This is a genomic window from Rhodoferax sp. EU05-FHT12H12 (assembly GCF_058791215.1).
On sequence record NZ_JBYTDI010000004.1, the window covers coordinates 198,508 to 215,889 of the forward strand.

At 60.3% G+C, this 17,382-nt stretch carries 18 protein-coding genes; 16 read left to right on the top strand and 2 right to left on the bottom strand.

The window, feature by feature from the left end:
• Positions 1–84 precede the first annotated feature (84 nt).
• The 14 genes from fabF to acpS all read left to right on the top strand — a co-directional run bounded on the left by fabF (position 85) and on the right by acpS (position 12,885).
• Complete coding sequence (gene fabF, locus AC3WS7_RS13150) at positions 85–1,329, top strand: beta-ketoacyl-ACP synthase II (RefSeq protein WP_492656677.1); 1,245 nt, start codon at positions 85–87, stop codon at positions 1,327–1,329.
• A 24-nt stretch (positions 1,330–1,353) separates the two neighbouring features.
• Entirely contained in the window at positions 1,354–1,833 is a 480-nt protein-coding gene (locus tag AC3WS7_RS13155; RefSeq protein ID WP_492656678.1) for a hypothetical protein, read from the top strand.
• The gene (gene rpoE / locus AC3WS7_RS13160; protein WP_492656679.1) at positions 1,830–2,450 is read left to right on the top strand and encodes an RNA polymerase sigma factor RpoE; all 621 of its coding nucleotides are present in this window, start codon (positions 1,830–1,832) and stop codon (positions 2,448–2,450) included. Before AC3WS7_RS13155 ends, rpoE begins: the two co-directional genes overlap by 4 nt.
• 10 nt (positions 2,451–2,460) lie before the next feature.
• Positions 2,461–3,048 carry a sigma-E factor negative regulatory protein gene (locus AC3WS7_RS13165; RefSeq protein WP_492656680.1) on the top strand — a complete coding sequence of 196 codons (588 nt, stop codon included), beginning with the start codon at positions 2,461–2,463 and terminating at the stop codon, positions 3,046–3,048.
• The gene (locus AC3WS7_RS13170) at positions 3,045–4,040 is read left to right on the top strand and encodes a MucB/RseB C-terminal domain-containing protein (RefSeq protein ID WP_492656681.1); all 996 of its coding nucleotides are present in this window, start codon (positions 3,045–3,047) and stop codon (positions 4,038–4,040) included. Before AC3WS7_RS13165 ends, AC3WS7_RS13170 begins: the two co-directional genes overlap by 4 nt.
• Before the next feature lie 71 nt (positions 4,041–4,111).
• Positions 4,112–5,575 (top strand): DegQ family serine endoprotease, encoded by a 1,464-nt coding sequence (locus tag AC3WS7_RS13175; RefSeq protein ID WP_492656682.1) that lies wholly within the window; start codon positions 4,112–4,114, stop codon positions 5,573–5,575.
• Positions 5,576–6,050: 475 nt separating this feature from the next.
• On the top strand, positions 6,051–7,862 hold the full coding sequence (lepA, locus tag AC3WS7_RS13180; protein ID WP_296470513.1) for a translation elongation factor 4: 1,812 nt from the start codon (positions 6,051–6,053) through the stop codon (positions 7,860–7,862).
• The gene (gene lepB / locus AC3WS7_RS13185; protein WP_492656683.1) at positions 7,862–8,827 is read left to right on the top strand and encodes a signal peptidase I; all 966 of its coding nucleotides are present in this window, start codon (positions 7,862–7,864) and stop codon (positions 8,825–8,827) included. The genes lepA and lepB overlap by 1 nt, the downstream gene beginning before the upstream one ends.
• A 34-nt stretch (positions 8,828–8,861) precedes the next feature.
• Positions 8,862–9,215 (top strand): DUF4845 domain-containing protein, encoded by a 354-nt coding sequence (locus AC3WS7_RS13190; RefSeq protein ID WP_296470508.1) that lies wholly within the window; start codon positions 8,862–8,864, stop codon positions 9,213–9,215.
• A 1-nt stretch (position 9,216) separates the two neighbouring features.
• Positions 9,217–9,903, top strand: coding sequence for a ribonuclease III (gene rnc / locus AC3WS7_RS13195; protein ID WP_296470505.1), 687 nt, complete (start codon positions 9,217–9,219; stop codon positions 9,901–9,903).
• Positions 9,904–9,995: 92 nt separating this feature from the next.
• Positions 9,996–10,955 (top strand): GTPase Era, encoded by a 960-nt coding sequence (gene era / locus AC3WS7_RS13200; RefSeq protein ID WP_492656843.1) that lies wholly within the window; start codon positions 9,996–9,998, stop codon positions 10,953–10,955.
• Positions 10,956–10,966: 11 nt separating this feature from the next.
• Entirely contained in the window at positions 10,967–11,716 is a 750-nt protein-coding gene (gene recO / locus AC3WS7_RS13205; RefSeq protein WP_492656684.1) for a DNA repair protein RecO, read from the top strand.
• A gap of 13 nt (positions 11,717–11,729) precedes the next feature.
• A complete protein-coding gene (locus tag AC3WS7_RS13210) occupies positions 11,730–12,479 on the top strand; it encodes a pyridoxine 5'-phosphate synthase (protein ID WP_296470499.1) in 750 nt (249 codons plus the stop codon).
• A gap of 10 nt (positions 12,480–12,489) precedes the next feature.
• Complete coding sequence (acpS, locus tag AC3WS7_RS13215) at positions 12,490–12,885, top strand: holo-ACP synthase (protein WP_296470498.1); 396 nt, start codon at positions 12,490–12,492, stop codon at positions 12,883–12,885.
• A 7-nt stretch (positions 12,886–12,892) separates the two neighbouring features.
• On the opposite strand, the gene AC3WS7_RS13220 is transcribed toward acpS, so the two are convergent.
• Entirely contained in the window at positions 12,893–13,537 is a 645-nt protein-coding gene (locus AC3WS7_RS13220) for a hypothetical protein (RefSeq protein ID WP_296470496.1), read from the bottom strand.
• A gap of 220 nt (positions 13,538–13,757) precedes the next feature.
• On the opposite strand from AC3WS7_RS13220, the gene nagZ reads away from it, so the two are divergent.
• Both nagZ and AC3WS7_RS13230 read left to right on the top strand, forming a co-directional pair.
• Positions 13,758–14,861, top strand: coding sequence for a beta-N-acetylhexosaminidase (nagZ, locus tag AC3WS7_RS13225; RefSeq protein ID WP_296470494.1), 1,104 nt, complete (start codon positions 13,758–13,760; stop codon positions 14,859–14,861).
• An 83-nt stretch (positions 14,862–14,944) separates the two neighbouring features.
• Positions 14,945–15,481 carry a rhomboid family intramembrane serine protease gene (locus tag AC3WS7_RS13230; protein WP_492656685.1) on the top strand — a complete coding sequence of 179 codons (537 nt, stop codon included), beginning with the start codon at positions 14,945–14,947 and terminating at the stop codon, positions 15,479–15,481.
• On the opposite strand, the gene AC3WS7_RS13235 is transcribed toward AC3WS7_RS13230, so the two are convergent.
• On the bottom strand, positions 15,434–17,371 hold the full coding sequence (locus tag AC3WS7_RS13235) for a S8 family peptidase (protein WP_492656686.1): 1,938 nt from the start codon (positions 17,369–17,371) through the stop codon (positions 15,434–15,436). The two genes, AC3WS7_RS13230 and AC3WS7_RS13235, sit on opposite strands and share 48 nt — an antisense overlap.
• Positions 17,372–17,382: the final 11 nt, after the last annotated feature.

Sequence of the window (17,382 nt, forward strand, 5' to 3'; positions counted from 1 at the left end):
CCGGCGGGTGCTGCCGCATCCCGTATGCTCCCCATGCCGCTGCTGGCGGCATTTCATTGACGAACTGCTGAATTTCAGATCTCTATGTCCCGTCGCCGCGTCGTTGTTACAGGTTTAGGTTGCATCAGTCCCGTGGGTAACACGGTGTCCGAAGCCTGGTCGAATATTTTGGCTGGCAAGTCAGGCATCTCCACGATCACCAAGTTCGATCCCGAGGCCTTTGCCTGCAAGATCGCCGGTGAGGTGCGCAACTTCGACTTGGAGTCTTATATGACGTCCAAAGAAGCCCGTACCATGGATACCTTTATCCATTACGGCATTGCCGCCGCAGTGCAGGCCGTCAACGACAGCGGCTTGAAGACGGGTGACGCGTTGGGCGACGAAGAAGCCACCCGCATTGGTTGTGTGATTGGTTCCGGCATTGGCGGCTTGCCCATGATCGAGAATACCCACGCCGAGTACGCCAACCGCGGTCCCCGCCGCATCTCCCCATTTTTCGTGCCGGCCTCCATCATCAACATGACGGCGGGCCATGTGTCCATGCGTTTTGGCTTCAAGGGCCCGAACATTGCCATCGTGACCGCCTGTACCACCGGCTTGCACTGTATTGGCGAAGCCGGTCGCATGATCGAGTATGGCGATGCCGATGTGATGGTTGCCGGTGGCTCGGAAGCCACGGTGTCGCCACTGGGCATTGGCGGTTTCGCCGCCATGCGCGCACTGTCTACCCGCAATGACGACCCCGCAACGGCCTCGCGCCCATGGGACAAAGACCGTGATGGCTTTGTACTGGGAGAAGGCGGAGGCGTGATGGTGCTGGAAGAGTACGAACACGCCAAGGCGCGTGGCGCCAAGATTTATGCCGAACTGGCAGGCTTTGGCATGAGTGCCGATGCTGGCCACATGACCGCCCCCAATATGGACGGCCCGCGCCGCGCCATGCTGAGTGCCATGCGTAACGCGGGGATCAATCCCGACCAGGTGGACTACCTGAACGCACACGGGACCTCCACACCGCTGGGCGACATCAACGAAACCAACGCCATCAAGGCGGCCTTGGGCGACCACGCCAAGAAGATGGTGGTGAACTCCACCAAGTCCATGACGGGTCACCTTTTGGGTGGTGCGGGTGGTCTGGAGTCGGTGTTCACCGTGCTGGCGTTGCACCATCAGAAGAGCCCGCCCACCATCAACATCTTCAACCAAGATCCCGAGTGCGATCTGGACTACTGTGCCAACACGGCGCGGGACATGAAGATCGATGTGGCCGTGAAGAACAACTTCGGCTTTGGTGGCACCAACGGCACGCTGGTGTTCAAGCGCGTCTGATTTTCGCCATTGCCCCAAGGGACGATGCACCGACCTCCTGCGGTTAGTTTCCAGGTAGGCCGCTCGCGTTGGCATGCCCGCGTGGTGTTGGCAGGTGTGTTGCTGGCGCTGGCCAGCCTCTGCGCGATGGCATGGGCCACCTCTGTGGAATTCTCGGCGTGGGCGCTGGGGGTGCAAGCGATCCTGCTTCTCTTGACTGCGGCCAGCGCTGCCTGGGCTTGGCATCGTTCGCCAGCGGGTATCTTGCGATGGGACGGTGAGCACTGGCTTTGGGTGACCTCGCAAGATACCCCAGTCTCCCGTGTGCGTATCGTGTTGGATTTTCAGCGCGTGGTGCTTGTCTCGCTGCAAGGTACGGGCCGCTTTTCTGTGTTCGTCTGGCTGGAGCAGGCACCTGGTGGCCCACCCAAAACCTGGCATGCCTTGCGGCGCGCGTTGGTGCATTCCACGGTACATGGCTTGACGCCATCTCCTTCGACCGATCCTGAAGGGTTGTTGTCATGACGGAGCCGTCGGCCTCCCCCAACGATGTCGACCTGCTCCTGGTGGAGCGGACCTTGGCCGGGGACCAGCGGGCCTATGGTCTGCTGGTACTGAAGTACCAGCGTCGCATACAGCGTTTGGTGGGGCGCATGGTACGGGATGTGGACCTGGTCGAAGACATTGCCCAGGAGACCTTCATCCGCGCGTACCGCGCTCTGCACCAATTTAGAGGGGATGCCCAGTTTTACACTTGGCTTTACCGGATTGCGGTAAATACAGCGAAGAAGTTTCTGCTGGAGCTCAAGCGCAACCCCACGATGTCGGAGAGTTTTTTGTCCTCTGCAGAGGAAGATGAAACTTCCGGGCCCAAATACGAACCAAGTACCGAAGAGACCCCGGAATCGGAGCTGGCGGCGAAAGAGATTGCCGGTGTGGTGAACACCGCGATGGACGCTTTGCCCGAAGAGTTGCGCCAGGCGGTGACACTGCGCGAAATTGAAGGTTTGAGTTACGAGGAGATTGCTGTGGCCATGGATTGTCCGATTGGCACCGTGCGGTCCCGGATTTTCCGGGCCCGGGAGGCCATTTCGGCAAAAGTGAAGCCCTTGTTGGAAAAGCAGACCGGAAAACGTTGGTAGGAATGGAATTATGAACACGCACAGCCAGCCCTTGAATGAGCGCATTTCTGCCCTGATGGACGGAGACTTGCCCGCTGCCGAGCTGGATGCGCTGCTTGCCGACTTGGCGCAGCAGGACTCGTCGGCCAATGATTGGCATCTTTACCATGTGGCAGGGGACGTGCTGCGTAGCCAGGCTTTGGCACCACAGCGTGCAGACCTCGCCTTTCTGGGGCGCCTGGAGCTGCGTCTGGCCCAGGAGATCGTCGCTTCCCCGGTGGTGCTTCAGCCCGCGCGCGGGCTTCCGGCGACGTTGCCATTGGCGCATGTATCCGCCAATGGTCCGTGGCGCTGGGCCGCAGGCGCCACTTTTACGGTCTTGGTGGGAATCGTGTCGGTGGGCATGTGGTGGGGCGCTGCGCCCACGTCACCGTCACAACTGGCGGCAGTGCCTGCGCCTATCGTGGACACAGCAGCCTTGCAGGTCGCCCCCGTGATGCTGCGCGACCCTGAACTGGATGCTTTGATGGCGGCCCACCAGCAAATGGGCGGCCATTCGGCATGGCAAATGCCTTCGGGCTTCTTGCGAAATGCCACCTATGAAAGGCCCGCGCGGTGAAACGCCTGCGTTTGTTTGCGGCTCCTTTGTTCGCGCTATGGATGGGGGTGCTGTCGTCTTCTGCAGTAGCGGAAGAGGTCTCTATCAACGCCTGGCTGATGCGTCTGCATGAGGCATCCAGGCATCGCACTTACACCGGTACTTTTGTTGTGTCCGCCGCCGGACAGATGGCCAGTGCCAGGATCTGGCATGTGTGCGATGGTGACCAGCAGGTGGAGCGTGTGGAATCTTTGAGTGGCACGCCACGTGCAACCTTTCGCCGCAACGATGAGGTCGTGACATTCTTCCCTGAGTCCAAGGTGGCAGTAACCGAGAACCGTGAGTCACTGGGACTGTTTCCCAACTTGCTCAAATCGAATACGGCGGGCATTGGTGACCATTACCAAATGAAACTGGTGGGTAGTGAGCGTATTGCTGGCCTGGACGCTGAGGTGGTGCAGTTGCTCCCCAAAGATGCCTTGCGTTACGGCTACAGGGTCTGGAGTGAGAAACGATCCGGCCTGGTGGTGCAGTTGCAAACCCTGGATCCGGACGGCAAAGTTCTGGAGCAGGCTGCCTTTTCCGAATTGCAGTTGGATGCCCCCGTCAACAAGGCCAAGCTTACCCAGATGATGGCAGCCACAGATGGCTACCGCGTGGAGCGCCGCGATCTGCAAAAGACCACCGCCAAGGCGCAGGGCTGGGACATGGCCAAAGCGGTACCGGGTTTTAAACCGATGGGCTGTTACACCCGACCGGTGGCGCTGCTGGCGGGAGCTGCGGGGCGTGCGGAGCAGACCATGCAGTGGATGTTCTCCGACGGGCTGGCCACAGTGTCACTGTTTGTAGAGGCCTTTGATGTCCGCCGCCATAGCCGCGAAGGCGCCACGGAATTGGGCGGCGCCACGCGGACGCACACGCGGCGCTTGGATGCCTGGTGGATCACGGCGGTGGGCGAAGCGCCGGCCCCCACATTGGCGCTGTTTGTGCAGGGCCTGGAGCGCAAGAAGTAAGTCATCGCTGAGTCTCGATGCCGCGTTCATGGTCTGAAACACGTTCACGAAAAACTGGAGCAATGGAATCTATGCAACTGAAACCTTTGAGAACATTGTGGGTGGCAGCTTCGCTGTGCCTGGGGGTTGTGGGCACCGTACTGCCTGTGACGTCTGTCTTCGCGCAGGGCGTCCGGGGGCTGCCGGATTTCACGGATTTGGTGGACCAAGTCGGGCCGTCGGTCGTGAATATCCGGACCTTGGAAAAAGTCAGTGTGCGCACGCCGTCAGGTGCACCGAACGAAGAAGAAATGCTTGAGTTTTTTCGACGTTTTGGATTGCCCATTCCGAACACGCCTCGCCAAGCCCCACGCCAGAACCGTCCCCAGCAGCAACCCGAAGAGGCCCAGCCACGTGGCGTGGGCTCCGGATTCATTCTGACTTCGGATGGCCTGATCATGACCAACGCCCATGTGATCGAGGATGCGGATGAAGTGTTGGTCACCTTGACGGACAAGCGCGAATTCAAAGCCCGCATCATCGGGGCCGACAAACGGACTGATGTCGCCGTAGTGAAGATTGACGCCTCCGGCCTGCCAGCCGTGAAGGTGGGTGACGTTAGCCGGCTGCGCGTGGGGGAGTGGGTGATGGCGATTGGGTCACCTTTTGGGCTGGACAACACCGTGACCGCCGGCATCGTGAGCGCCAAACAGCGGGATACTGGCGACTACCTGCCTTTCATTCAGACCGATGTTGCGATCAATCCCGGTAATTCGGGTGGCCCGCTGATCAACATGCGTGGCGAAGTCGTCGGTATCAACAGCCAGATCTATTCGCGTTCGGGTGGTTCGATGGGTATTTCGTTTTCCATCCCCATGGACGAAGCCGTGCGAGTGAGTGACCAACTGCGTAGCAATGGCCGCGTCACGCGTGGCCGCATTGGTGTGCAGATTGACCAGGTGAGTAAAGAAGTGGCTGAGTCGATTGGCCTGGGTAAACCCATTGGGGCTTTGGTGCGCGGTGTGGAGGCTGGGTCACCCGCTGAAAAGGCTGGCGTCGAAGCCGGTGACATCATTACCAAGTTCGATGGCAAGGCCATTGAGAAATCCAGTGACTTGCCACGTGTGGTGGGTAGCACCAAGCCGGGTTCCAAGAGTACGGTGACTGTGTTCCGTCGCGGTAGCAGCAAAGACCTCAGTGTGGTGATTGCGGAGGTGGAAAGTGACAAACCGGTGGCCAAGGCTGCTGGCAAGGAAGAGAAGCCTCGTGCCTCTACTGTTGCGCAGACATTGGGCTTGAGTGTGGCCGATTTGACGGACGCTCAAAAGAAGGAGGCCAACCTCAAGGGCGGCGTGCGTGTCGAGGCTGCGGCAGATGCGGCCGCACGTGCAGGCTTGCGCGAGGGGGACGTGATTGTGCAGTTGGCCAATACTGAAGTCGCTTCTGTCAAGGAATTTGAGGCTGCCTTGGGCAAGCTGGACAAAACCAAGCCACTGAATGTGTTGTTCCGCCGCGGGGAGTGGACCCAATTCGCGGTTATCCGGCCTGGGCGATAGGCCAATACCAAGACCCTAAACCACAGTTGGGTTTGGGGTTGTTGGGCTGTTCGTCGAGTTTTTTGACATGGTCGCCCCATCTCTCCCGATGTGGGCGATCGCTAACTTCCGTGGTTTGTTGAAAGCACTGGTTAGAATATGGGGTTTCTACGGAAGTCATTGGATATATGTGTAGCTCCAAAGTCCATCATATGGGACGGTAGGAAGAACCCCACAGTTGATCCACAACTCCCCCACAAGTTGTCCAGTGCTTTTGCGTCAAATTTGTTAATAAGTTGTTGATAAGTTTTTTGTTGCGGTGTCGCAACTTCCCCTGAATCAGGTTTTTTGGGCTGTGCTCTCTGGACTTTTTGCCTACAATGGGCTTCCAACCTTCGCAGTTGCCAAAGATTGTTGGTTCAGGGCGCGTCGTCTAACGATGCGCCCTTTTTTCTTGCCTGCTCGTTTTAATTCAATCACTTGAAGCTTGTCGTTGATGAATCACATCAGAAATTTTTCGATCATTGCCCACATTGACCATGGCAAATCCACGCTCGCCGATCGCTTGATCCAACGTTGCGGTGGCTTGGAGGCGCGTGAGATGGAGGCCCAGGTTCTGGACTCGATGGACATCGAGAAAGAGCGTGGGATAACCATCAAGGCGCAGACCGCTGCGTTGCAATACAAGGCCAAGGATGGGCAGGTCTACAACCTCAATTTGATCGACACGCCGGGGCATGTGGACTTCTCGTATGAAGTGAGCCGTTCACTGTCTGCGTGTGAAGGTGCTTTGCTCGTGGTGGATGCGTCACAAGGTGTGGAAGCGCAGACCGTAGCCAACTGCTACACCGCACTCGACTTGGGTGTGGAAGTGCTGCCCGTGTTGAACAAGATTGACCTGCCCAATGCCGATCCGGACAACGCACGCAGCGAGATCGAAGATGTGATTGGCATTGATGCGACCGAGGCGATTGTGTGCTCTGCGAAGACCGGCTTGGGCATCGACGACATTCTTGAATCCATCGTGGCCAAGATCCCGTCGCCCAAGGGCAATCCCGACGGCCCACTGCGCGCCATGATCATCGACAGCTGGTTTGACAGCTATGTCGGTGTGGTGATGCTGGTGCGCGTGGTGGATGGTCGCCTGGGCAAGGGTGAGCGCATCAAGATGATGGCTTCGGGGGCGACCTACAACGCTGACAACCTGGGCGTGTTCACGCCTGCCAACCAGCCACGCCAGTCGCTCGAAGCAGGTGAGGTGGGCTACATCATTGCCGGCATCAAGGAACTGCAGGCCGCCAAAGTGGGTGACACCGTGACCCTGGTGAAAGCCGGCACGGGCGGCGCTGCGTTTACCGCCACGGAGGCCTTGCCTGGCTTCAAGGAAATCCAGCCCCAGGTGTTTGCGGGCCTGTATCCGACCGAGGCCAGCGAATACGACTCCCTGCGCGACGCACTGGAAAAGCTCAAACTCAACGATGCGTCGCTGCACTATGAACCCGAAGTGTCCCAAGCGCTTGGCTTTGGTTTCCGCTGCGGTTTCCTGGGACTGTTGCACATGGAAATCGTGCAGGAGCGCCTGGAGCGTGAATTCGACCAGGACCTGATCACCACCGCGCCCAGCGTGGTCTACGAGGTGATGAAGAACGACGGCGAAGTCATCATGGTGGAGAACCCCTCCAAGATGCCTGAGGTTGGCAAGACGGCCGAGATCCGTGAACCCATCGTCACCATGCACCTCTACATGCCACAGGAGTATGTGGGCGTGGTGATGACCCTGGCCAACCAGAAGCGTGGCGTGCAGATGAACATGGCCTACAAGGGCCGCCAGGTCGTGTTGACTTATGAGATGCCGCTGGCCGAAATCGTGCTGGACTTCTTTGACAAGCTCAAGAGCGTGAGCCGGGGTTATGCCTCCATGGACTACGACTTCAAGGAATACCGTGCGGCCGATGTTGTCAAAGTTGACATTCTGCTGAACAGTGAGAAGGTCGATGCCCTGTCTATCATGCTGCACCGCAGCCAAAGCCTGTACCGCGGCCGGGCCGTGGTGGGCAAGATGCGCGAGATCATTTCACGCCAGATGTACGACGTGGCGATCCAAGCCGCCATTGGCGCCAACATTATTGCGCGTGAGACAATCAAAGCGCTGCGCAAAAACGTGTTGGCCAAGTGTTACGGCGGTGATATTTCCCGCAAGCGCAAGCTCCTCGAAAAACAAAAAGCGGGTAAAAAACGCATGAAACAAATCGGCTCGGTGGAAGTACCACAGGAAGCGTTCTTGGCCATTTTGCAGGTGGAAGATTGATGCAAGCGTTGACGGCAGCCGTTCTTGCGGCATTTGGGCTCTATGCGGGTTCGTGGTACTTGGGCTTGGTAGATGGCAACTTCGCCCTGTTGTTGTTTTTGGCGACCGTGGTTACGGGGGTGTACTGGCTGGCTGAGCGCTTTTACTTTTTGCCGCAGCGCCAGCAGGCGGTTGCTGCTTTGGAGACCAACGACATCCAGCGCCGCGCCGATCTCAGCAAGATGGGCATTGCCCAGGTGGATGGAGACATCAGTGAGGCCAAAGTCAAGTTGCTGATGCAGCCTTGGTGGCTGGATTGGACCGCGGGGCTGTTCCCTGTGATTATTGTGGTGTTCCTGCTGCGCTCGTTTCTGTTCGAGCCCTTCAAGATACCGTCGGGCTCCATGATTCCCACACTGCTGGTGGGCGACCTGATTTTGGTGAACAAGTTCACTTACGGCATTCGCCTGCCGGTGCTCAATACCAAGGTCACCGAGGGCAACAAGCCCCAGCGGGGCGATGTGATGGTGTTCCGTTACCCGCCCAAGCCCAGTTTGGACTACATCAAACGCGTGGTCGGCGTGCCAGGTGATACCGTGGCGTACTTGAACAAGCGCCTCACCATCAATGGCCAGGTGGTGGACACTGCGGCCTTGCCAGAGTTTTTCGACGAAGACGCCATGCGCTACTTCAAGCAGTTCGAAGAAACCTTTGGGGAGCGGAAGCACCGGGTCCTCAATGATCCAGACCGCCCGGCCTTTGTGCCTGGTGCCGACAAATTCGAGGGATACGAGGCTTGCAGTTACACCGTGGAAGGTGTGACCTGCAAAGTCCCTGAGGGGCACTATTTCATGATGGGTGACAATCGCGATAATTCGCTGGATTCGCGCTACTGGGGCTTTGTGCCAGACCAGAACATTGTGGGCAAGGCGTTCTTTGTCTGGATGAACTTTGGCAACCTCAAGCGGATTGGCAGCTTTAATTGACGTTTCAACGCAAACCATGGGTAGGGATTCAACAATGACAGTGCAAACCAAATCCAAGCAACGCGGCATTTCCTTCATCGGCCTGATCTTTGTCGGTGGTGTGTTGGCCATGGCCGGCGTGGTGGCCGCGCAGGTGTTTCCTACCGTGCTCGAATTCATGGCCGTGCAAAAAGCGGTACAACGTGCATCGGCAGGCCAGTCGGTGGTGGAAGTGCGTTCCATTTTTGACAAGGCGACCGAGATTGATGCGATCAGTTCCATCACCGGCAAAGACCTGGAAGTGGGCAAACAGGGCGACAAGGTGGTGGTGTCCTTTGCCTACCAGCGCGAAATTCACCTCGTTGGCCCCGCGTTTCTGACGCTCAAGTACACCGGGCAATCCAAATAACGTGGCAGCTGGTTTAACCGCGTTGCAGCAGCGCCTGCAACACCAATTTTCGAACGTTTCCTTGCTGTCGCGGGCACTGACCCACCGCAGCTTTTCGGCCGACCACTACGAGCGCCTGGAGTTTTTGGGCGACTCGGTCCTGGGGCTGGCCATTTCCGATTTGCTTTACGCCCGGCTGGGCGCGCTGCCTGAAGGCGACTTGTCCCGGGTGCGGGCCAATCTGGTCAAGCAGGACACCTTGCACCAACTGGCCCTGGGCCTGGGGTTGCCGGATGTGCTCAAACTGGGCGAAGGCGAAATGCGCTCGGGTGGGCCCAAGCGCGCGTCCATCCTGGCTGATGCGCTGGAGGCCATCATTGGCGCTGTCTATTTGGATGCCGGTTTTGCCAAGGCGCAGGCCCTGGTTCACCGCCTGTTTGAGGCGGTCGAGATCAACCCGCAAATGGAGGCCATTGGCAAGGACCCCAAGACCGAGTTGCAGGAGTGGCTACAGGGTCGCAAAATGAAGTTGCCGGTCTACACCGTGGTGGGCACCCAGGGCGCGGCCCACAAGCAAAGCTTCGATGTGGAATGCGAGATCCCGGAGCTCCGCCTGTCCGAGCGCGGTATTGGCGGGTCCCGCCGAGCCGGAGAACAGGCCGCCGCTGCCGCCATGCTGCAAACCATCAAATCAAAGGTCAAACCATGAATGCTCCTAAAAATATAGCTGCTGGCGCAGATTCCACGGGGGCTGGTGGTCAAAAAGACCCCAAACCTGAAGTGCAGAACGATCTGGACACCATGCTGCAGGGCCTGCTCAAGAGCACACCGAAGCTGTCCACACCCGGTGCCGACGGCGCGGGCCAACGCTGTGGCCTGGTGGCCATCGTGGGCAAACCCAATGTGGGCAAGTCCACGCTGCTCAACGCCCTGGTGGGCCAGAAGATCAGCATCACTTCGCGCAAGGCACAGACCACGCGCCACCGCATCACCGGTATGCGCACCGAAGGGCAGACGCAGTTTGTGTTTGTCGACACGCCCGGCTTCCAGACCATTCATGGCAACGCCCTGAACAAGTCGCTGAACAAAACGGTGCAGGGCGCGGTGGCCGATGTGGACCTGGTGCTGTTTGTCGTTGAGGCGGGCAGTTTCACGTCGGCCGACGAAAAGGTGCTGAAGCTGTTGGGGGCTGGCATTCCGGTTGTGCTTGTGGCCAACAAGCTGGACAACGTGAAAGAACGTGCCGGTTTGGCACCCTGGTTGCAGGCTATGCAGGCGCGCGGCAGTTTTACCGAGTTGATCCCTCTGTCGGCCAAAAACTCCAAAGACATTGTCCGCCTGCTGGGTATTTGCGAGAAGTTCCTGCCCGAGCAAGCCTGGTGGTACTCCGAAGACGAACTCACCGACCGCAGTGAGAAATTCCTGGCCAGCGAGCTGGTGCGTGAAAAGCTGTTCCGCCTGACCGGTGACGAGTTGCCTTACACCTCCACCGTGGTGATCGACAAGTTTGAAGAAGAGCCACCGCAGAAAAAAGGCCAGAAGCGCCTGCTGCGCATTGCCGCCACCATCGTGGTGGAACGCGACGGTCACAAGGCCATGGTGATCGGTGACAAGGGCGAGCGCATCAAGCGCATCGGCATGGAAACCCGTGTGGAGCTGGAAAAGCTGGCCGACGCCAAGGTGTTTCTGGAATTGTGGGTGAAAGTGCGCTCTGGCTGGGCCGATGACGAGGCCCGCGTCCGCTCCTTCGGTTACGAGTAACTTTTCGTCGCGTGGCCACCAAGCGCATCTCCGACGAGCCCGCGTATGTGCTGCACCGCTACGACTGGAGCGAGTCCAGCCTGATTCTGGAAGTGTTCACCCGCCACTACGGGCGTATTGCGCTGGTGGCCAAGGGGGCCAAAAAACCCAGCTCCAGCTTCCGCCCCATTTTGCTGCCGCTGCAACCGTTGCACGTGGCGTATGGGGGCGATGCCGAGATCCGCACCCTGCGCAGTGCTGAGTGGCAGGGTGGCCATGTCATGCCCACGGGCGATGCGCTGCTCTCCGGCTACTACCTCAATGAATTGCTGTTGACCCTGCTGGCGCGCGACGACCCCCATGCGGTGCTGTTCGATGTGTATGCCAATGTGGTGCAGATCATTGCCAGCGAGCATGGCGAAGTGCTGCAGGGGGCGCTGCGCACCTTTGAGTTGCTGCTGTTGCGCGAGGTGGGCTTTTTACCACGTCTGGATGTGCAGACCATGACCCTGGGCGCGTTGGCGCCCGATGCGCACTACGTGCTGGTACCCGAAGGCGGTTTGCGCCAGGCCCACGCCGAGGACCGGGCCAGCCTGACAGGCGCCCAGTGGTTGCGTCTGCAGCATGCTTTGCACGATGACGCCCCTTTCACCACCACCCTGCGCGCCTGTGCCGAACTGATGGGCGCCCTCAAACCCCAGTTGCGCGCGCTGCTGCACTACCATTGCGGCGTAAAGACGCTGCGCACGCGGCAGATGATGATCGACATTCAGGCGCTATAGCGAACCTTTGACTATGAAAACCCATCTCTCAGTCAACCTCAACAAAGTGGCTTTGGTGCGCAATACCCGCCACCTGGGCATTCCCAGCGTCACACGCGCTGCCAGTGTGTGCCTGCAGGCGGGTGCGATGGGTATCACCGTGCACCCGCGGCCCGATGCGCGCCACATCCGCGCACAAGACGTGCTGGACCTGGCCGAGCTGCTCAAGGCCTGGCCAGACCGTGAATACAACGTGGAGGGCAACCCCTTCCACAACCTCATGGATTGCGTGCGCGACCTGCGCCAGCGCGGTCTGCCGGTGCACCAGGTGACCTTTGTCCCGGACTCTGAAGGCCAGTTCACCAGCGACCACGGCTGGGTCTTCCCCGACGATGCCGTACGCCTGCAGCCCCTGATCGCCGATGCGCATGCGCTGGGCCTGCGCGTGAGCCTGTTCATGGATGCCGACCCCGCTGCCATGGCCGCCGCCAAGGCCGTGGGCGCAGACCGCATTGAGCTCTACACCGAGCCCTATGCTGCGGCCTGGGGCACGGCGGAGCAGGGCGCCCAACTGACTCGCTTTGCCACCGCTGCACAGGCGGCGTTGGATGTGGGGCTGGGTGTCAATGCGGGCCACGACCTGAACCGCGACAACCTGGCTGCGTTTGCGCAGCAGGTGCCCGGGCTGCAAGAGGTGTCGATTGGCCACGCGCTGATTGCCGATGCACTGGAGCTGGGCTACGACGCGACGGTCAAAGCCTACCTGGCCTGCCTGGGGCAATGAAGGGCGGCGTGTGATCTACGGCATTGGCACCGATATCTGCGATGTGCGCCGCATCCGTGCCAGCCTGGACAAACATGGCGACCGCTTTGCGGCCAAGGTGCTGTCCGATGCCGAGTTCACAGCCTGGAAGGCCCGCAGTGCCCGCTGGCCCGAGCGCGGTGTGCGCTACCTGGCCACGCGCTTCAGCGCCAAGGAGGCCTTCAGCAAGGCCATTGGCCTGGGCATGCGTATGCCCATGACCTGGCGACTGTGTGAAATCGCGAATGAGCGCAGCGGCAAGCCCATCATCGTGCTGCATGGCGCGCTCAAGACCTGGTGTGAAGACAAAGCGCTGTCGGTGCATATCACGGTCACCGACGAGACCGACTACGCGGCGAGTTTTTGCGTGGTGGAGACCACGCCTTAAACCCTGGCTACAGCTTGCCGTACTGGGTGCCGCCAATCATGATGCCGCCGTCCAGAGGCGCCAAGTCCGATTGGTATTCCAGATCGCCGACATGCACCGCTGGCAAGGCGGCACCGCGCTGCAGGGCCTCCATGAAGGCCGCCTGCTCTTCCACCGAAATGGGCTGGTAGCCCGCCCGCGACAAGGTGCCGCTGGGGCGCTTGTCCTGGGCGCTTTGCCCAACGGGTTCAAAATCACCGCGCCGTGCCGGGTCGCTGGCCCGCGCATGCCGCTCAAACTGGTCTTCGGTTTCACTCACACGCCAGTAAATGCCATCAATCAGGATACCAAATCGCTTGTAGGTATTGATGCGCATGTCGTGCTCCATCGCCGCAAAACTCTTGGTCTTGCTGTTGGCGCCGGTGACAAACGATTTGGCGACATCGATCATGGCAATGAAGCGGTGGTGCCGCTCGTCCACCGGCATGACCTTGAAGCGGTACATATGGGACACCACTTCCATGGACAAAAAGGTCTCGCGGATGGACTGGTAGAGCCGCTCGCGGCGGTAGGCCATGCGTTCTTCCAGTTCCATGCGCCGAACGACAGGTTCTTCCAGTAGCACGGCCTGTATCGGCGTGCTGTTCTCACGTTTTTTGAGGAATCCAAACACGGTGGGTGGCGTTTCCAGGGCTGCGTTGGTGGGGCGGCGCCAGGGGCGCCGAGGCTCGGGAATGAGTCTATCAGCAGCATTTGGGACAACCTGTAACAAATTGGTGCGAGCGCACTGCTGCCCCCGATTTTTACCTAAAGATAGGCATAAAAAGAAGCGCTAGCCCTCGTAAAATATGCGCAAGCAGCTCCTAAATACATAGCAAATATTGGCCCGCACCATGACCTTTCACGCCCCTCTCATCATCGACATTGCCGGCACCAGCCTCACCAAGCTGGACCGCCAGCGCCTCCAGCACCCCCTGGTGGGCGGCATGATCCTGTTTGCCCGCAACTGGCAGAACCGCGAACAACTCACCGCCCTGTGCCGCGACATCAAAAAACTGCGCGGCGATCTGCTGATCTGCGTAGACCACGAAGGTGGCCGTGTGCAACGCTTCAAGACCGACGGCTTTACCCACTTGCCACCCATGCGCGCCCTGGGCGAGATGTGGTTGCGCGAAGCAGCTGGCACCGCATCGGCCAAAAAAGCAGGCCCGCTGGACGCTACCAATGCCGCCACCGCCACCGGTTATGTGCTGGGCGCCGAGCTGCGCGCCTGTGGCGTGGATCTGAGCTTTACCCCGGTGCTGGACCTGGACTACGGCGAGAGCAGCGTGATTGGCGACCGCGCCTTCGCCCGCGACCCGCGCGTGGTCAGTCTGCTCGCCAAGAGCCTGATGCATGGCCTGCAAAAAAGCGGCATGGCCAACTGTGGCAAGCACTTCCCCGGCCACGGCTTTGTGAAGGCCGATTCGCACACCGAGATCCCGGTCGACAAGCGCAGCCTCAAAGCCATTTTGGCGGACGACGCCGCACCGTACCGTTGGCTCAACACCGTGACCACCAGTGTCATGCCCGCCCATGTGATCTACCCCAAGGTGGATGCGCGCCCAGCCGGTTTCTCCAGCACCTGGCTCAATGACATCCTGCGTGCCCAACTGGGCTTTGCCGGTGCCATCTTCAGCGACGACCTGTCCATGGCGGGTGCACGCCTGATTGATGGCAAACAGGTCAGCTACACCGAGGCGGCCGTAGTGGCGCTCAATGCGGGTTGCGACCTGGTGCTGCTGTGCAACCAGTCCATGCCCAGCGCAGAAGGCGGTGGCAAGGCCGTGGATGAGTTGATTGACGGCCTGACCGAAGCCCAGCTCAAGGGACAATGGCAAGCCCTGGAAGCCAGCGAAGCTCGCCGCCGAGCCCTGCTGCCCACCACGCCCGCCATGGACTGGGATGCGCTCATGGTGCACCCCGACTACATGCAGGCGCTGGACTGGATTGCCTGAGCACTCTGCCAGTGCCGCCACGGACTCCCGCAAAGCCCTTGTCGTGGTGCTGGGGTGGGCCACTGGCCTTAGTGGTCGTCGTTTTGCAGCTCTGGCCGGGGGCCAGCGGCGCTTTGCGCTATGTGCGCCCCGCCTTCGCACAAGGTGCTGTGTGGTTACCGATCACCGCACAAGCGGTGCACCTGACTCTGCCGCATGCCGTGGTGAATGCGTTGGCTGCCGTGCTGCTGTGCTGGTCGTTGCGGGGCTGGGTGCCACTGCGTTGCCAGCTGCTGGCATTGTCGGGAGGCATGCTGGGGGTGGTATTGCAGGTGGTGGCCGATACTGACTGCCACTACTACGCCGGTGCCTCCGGGGCTCTGCATGGTGCGGTGAGCGGCGCCGCACTGCATATGCTGGCCGCACAGGGGCGAATGCGGCTTGCGGGGGCGGGGCTCGGCTTGGTCCTGTTTGCCAAGCTGGCTTGGCAACACGCGGGAATAGCAGCCTCCGTCGACTGGCTGGACATCCCGATCTATTACCCTGCACATGGAGCGGGAGCCGCCGGTGGGGCGATGGCGGTGCTGGCGCTTTTACTGGTGCGGCGCTGGTATCCCGCGGTGCTTCCATCGGGACGCTAGGGCCAAGGCGACGAGAGCCGCTACTTCCATCCAATGCAGCGCACCTCCGCCACCCCCTCCACCCGAGCTGCTCACCGGGGACGGTGCTGACACCATCGTGATGGACACCCTGCTGATGGAGGTGAGACTGTTGGACGCAGTGGCTTGGAATTGGAACGTGATGCCTGTAGCGTCCGACGTGCTGGGTGTGGTGAAGCTGGCAGAGCTGCTATTGGCACCGGTCAGCGTCACGGCAGGACCCGACAATTGGGTCCAGCCCACACTGCTGATGGTGCTGCCACCGGAGGCGCCTGCAGTCGCGGTGCCCGTCAATGTCACCAGTGTGCCGCGTGCCACCGGGTCGGTGCTGCTGGCGCTTGCACTGGTAGTGGGCGCCGTATCCGCCAAAACCAGGGCACTTGCCGTATCGGCGTCCAGCATGCCAGCGCCGCATGCCGTTTTGCCCGCACAGTAAGTTCCCGAGGGGAATGCCCTGGCGGAATCGACCAGACGAGAAGTCAGCTCGTCGACGCCCATGGTGGGCTTGATCTGCAACAGCAAGGCAGCAACCCCTGACACCATGGGGGCAGAGAAACTGGTGCCGCTTCCAGCCACGTAGGTGTCGCCGGCGGGGGATGCGTTGGGTACGGTCAGTCCGCTATTGGTTGCCCCCAGGATACTGACCCCTGGCGCACTGATTGTGGTGCCTGGCCCCACATTGGCAAAACTGGGACTACCGCCGTTTTGCGCATGGGCGGTCACCGCCACCACCCCCTTGCAATTGGCGGGCTGTGTAATGCTGTTGGTGGTGCCCTCGTTGCCAGTCGATACCACGACGATGCTACCCGCTGCGCGAACTTCGTTGATGGCATCCTGGAATGTGTTGAGGCATGTGCCCTCACTGCCCAGGCTCAGATTCAGCACCTTGGCGGGATTGGCGTTGTTGGGTACTCCTGCCACTGCCAGACCCGTTGCCCATCGCATACCTGCGGCGATGTCTGAAACATAACCGCCACAAGTACCCAGAACCCGCACCGGTAGCACTTTGGCACCATATGCAATCCCGATCATGCCTGTTGTGTTGTTGCCGACGGCACTGACGATGCTGGCAACCCGCGTTCCGTGCCAACTGGAGTCGGAGGTCCTGCAGCCGTTGCGCGTATCCGTGTTCCAGTTGCCAGGGTCTCCCGCGTCGGCGTCACGTCCCGTGCCGTCGTTGGCCGTGCTGAACGGCGCGTATGGGAGCACGTCGGCAGAAATGAAGTCGTAGCCCGGCAGGATGTTGGCGCTGAGGTCAGCGTGTGTGACATGGCCGGAGTCCAGCACAGCGACCACCACACCACTGCCGCTGACAGCTTGCACGCCGGCGGTGAACTTGTTCCAGGCTGCGCTAGTGTTGGTCGCCCCGGCATAGGTGGCGGAGGACTGCCAGGCCCACTGGCTGGTCCCGTATTCTGGGTCATTGGGCGCGAAATGGGGCAGCACCCGCTCATCCACTTCAGCGTATTCCACGTTGGCATCTTGTGCCAGCTGCTGGGTCAGTGCCGTGATTTCGTCGCGGCTCAGGGCTTGGTCCACATGCAGCACATGGGTTTGTGCAGAGACTGACTTCAGATAGTCCAGTGACACTGCTTTTTGCCCCAGCACTTGTACGCCGCCTGGCGCATTGAGTGCGCGGACGCGGTCTTGGGTGTTGACGGCGGCGAAACGCGTCGCTGCTGGTGTCTTGAACTTCACGATCACGCGTTCGTACAGCACCTGTGCTCTTGGTAAGTCGGCGGGGCGGGCGCGCTCCTCGGCGTCTTTTGCGCGGGGCTCCTGCCAACTGTCCGTCTGCGAGAGGGCGACCAAGGAGGCTCCCAGGCCCCCAAGCGACGCCACTGCCCATGCCAGGATTTTCCATATACGCATGCGGGAGGCCC